The sequence below is a fragment of the Neptuniibacter sp. genome (assembly GCF_024231755.1).
GTDB lineage: Bacteria > Pseudomonadota > Gammaproteobacteria > Pseudomonadales > Balneatricaceae > Neptuniibacter.
In genome coordinates this window covers 1-2,276 of the sequence record NZ_JAAEQH010000094.1, presented here as the reverse complement: position 1 = coordinate 2,276, position 2,276 = coordinate 1, and the positions used below count along the sequence as shown (strand labels likewise).

At 47.6% G+C, this 2,276-nt stretch carries 1 protein-coding gene; it reads right to left on the bottom strand.

From position 1 onward, the window contains the following. On the bottom strand, nt 1-1,835 hold a 1,835-nt coding region (locus tag GY843_RS04315), incomplete at its 3' end, for a GDSL-type esterase/lipase family protein (RefSeq protein WP_297306899.1). Nucleotides 1,836-2,276: the final 441 nt, after the last annotated feature.

Genomic DNA, 2,276 nt, shown 5'->3' with positions numbered 1-2,276 from the left:
TTAAGGGGGTCAACCTGGGTATCGCCGCAGTAGGACACCGCGCCAGCAACCTCGTCACAACTGGAATCGCAGACGGTGCAGTTTGTAAGACCATAAACGCAGAGCTCGGTCAGCGTATTCCCGTCATCGCAGGACTCGGTTGCCTGGATAATCCCGTCACCGCAGATTTCCTCCTGACAGGCGGTTGAACAGCCGTCGTTATCTACTGTATTGCCGTCGTCACAGGCTTCACCGGCAGAAATATTAAGGCTCCCGTCCCCGCAAACCGATGAAGTACAATCGCTATCACAGCTTGCGGATTCTCCACCATCATCGCAGGTCTCACCGTTAAGGGGGTCAACCTGGGTATCGCCGCAGTAGGACACCGCGCCAGCAACCTCGTCACAACTGGAATCGCAGACGGTGCAGCTTGTAAGACCATAAGCGCAGAGCTCGGTCAGCGTATTCCCGTCATCACACTGCTCGCCGGGATCTATCACGCCGTTACCACAAAGTAAATCACATGGATCTGTATCCAAATAATCTGGAAGACTGTCCTGATCACAGTCGTCATTACGTGGATCACCGTCGCTGTCAGCATCCTCATAAGTTGTCAAAATACCATCGCCATCATGGTCAACGGAGAATAAAGCCGGATTTTCCTTCAAGGCCCGCAACCATTCCTCCGACATCCTTTGGTCGCCAGCGTCAGAGACATGCAATCCGTCTCCAGAATTGTAAAGTTCCCAATTTTCATTAAGTGCCGTATATTGGTCAGCTATTTCTATGGGCAATAACCCAACATCAGCTACCATCTGCCAAATTGCATCATTATAAGGGACAATACTGCCCGTCCCAGCAGTATTGGCCGTAACAGTTGCTATAACCGGCACTTTGTTGACTGATAGTGCCAGCTCAGCCATTGTTTGGATATTTGCTGCTGTATCGCTGGGCTGCAACCCTTGATAGAGATCATTCGCCCCGTACATGATAAGAATGCAGTTCGCGTTCGATTGGTCAGCCATAACAGCCTCAATACGAGCCACTCCTTGATACGACCGTTCACCGCTAACCCCCCAGTTGTACTCTGCTGCAGTGGACACATCATTTTCCTGCTCAAGAGCTGACGATAACTCTTCGGTGTAGGAGCATGCCTCTGCACCACCGCTGGGATCTTTGCATTCGGGACTGATGTAACCGCTACTGTTTCTTTTGAGTCCCTGAGTGATACTGTCGCCAAAAGCAATGCAGTTTAACGGTTCCTGAAAAAGCCTGATCGGCATTCCTGCATAAAACCCAGTTGCGAACCCGTTCAAAGGAAGCGACTGAGTTTCCAAAGGGATGGTGTCGACCTCAAAAGCTCCGTCGAGAAAAGTTGCTGTTTGTTGCTCAATATGTCTGCCGGTGTTACGCTGCCATATGAGCTGAATATTCCCCTCTGAATCATAGGTAAGTTCCGGTGCCATATCCGATAAGGTATTATCTGGATGCACCATGCGTGTCGGACTCCAGCTGTCTTTGCAGTCAGAAAAAGTACTCTCCCATTCAGCATAATAAATATCGCTGTCTCCGTTGTTCTTTTTAATGCCTGACCATACCAGAATCGGATTGCCATTATTCAGAATTGCTCTGGGATACAGGTCAGAATACAGTTCTGTTTGAACAGTACTGGAGCATATAGATTCTCCATTAACAATATACTCATAGGATATGCGATTTTCACTTTTCCCTAATAGTGTTGTAATAATCCATTGACGGGATCCGTCCTGTAAGACAACAGGTTCCGGGAGATCCATTGCATAGGTCGGGCTGATTAAAAAAAATACATAAAAAAATACAGATACTATATAACGCATAACTTATCTCCCTACCGATTTTAACCACACAACTCGATTCACTTTTCCTTGTACTCCCGCATGTGCCGTCCTGCCATTTCTTCATCTTTCAAGATTCTGTAACATCTGGAAATATGCAGATGCGCCTCCTTGTAGGAGGGGCTCAGTTCTAGCACTCTATTAAAGTGCTCTATTGCTCCTGTACATTTTTTCATAACCATGAGCTCATAGCCAAGATTGAAATGCCCTTGGACATGATCAGGCTTTCGTCTCAAAAAAACGACTATACAGATCGGCATGCTTCATATGCCCCCAAAAGTAGTTGACACTTTTTTTGAATACAGCACGATAAAGGCGCACTGGTCCATATCAGCGAAGCTCACCTTACGCGGCAGTCGTTGTGAACGGTTCCTGACTGAAGCGCGGAACCGCAACTTTATTACTCAGGATGCAGTCGGGAAG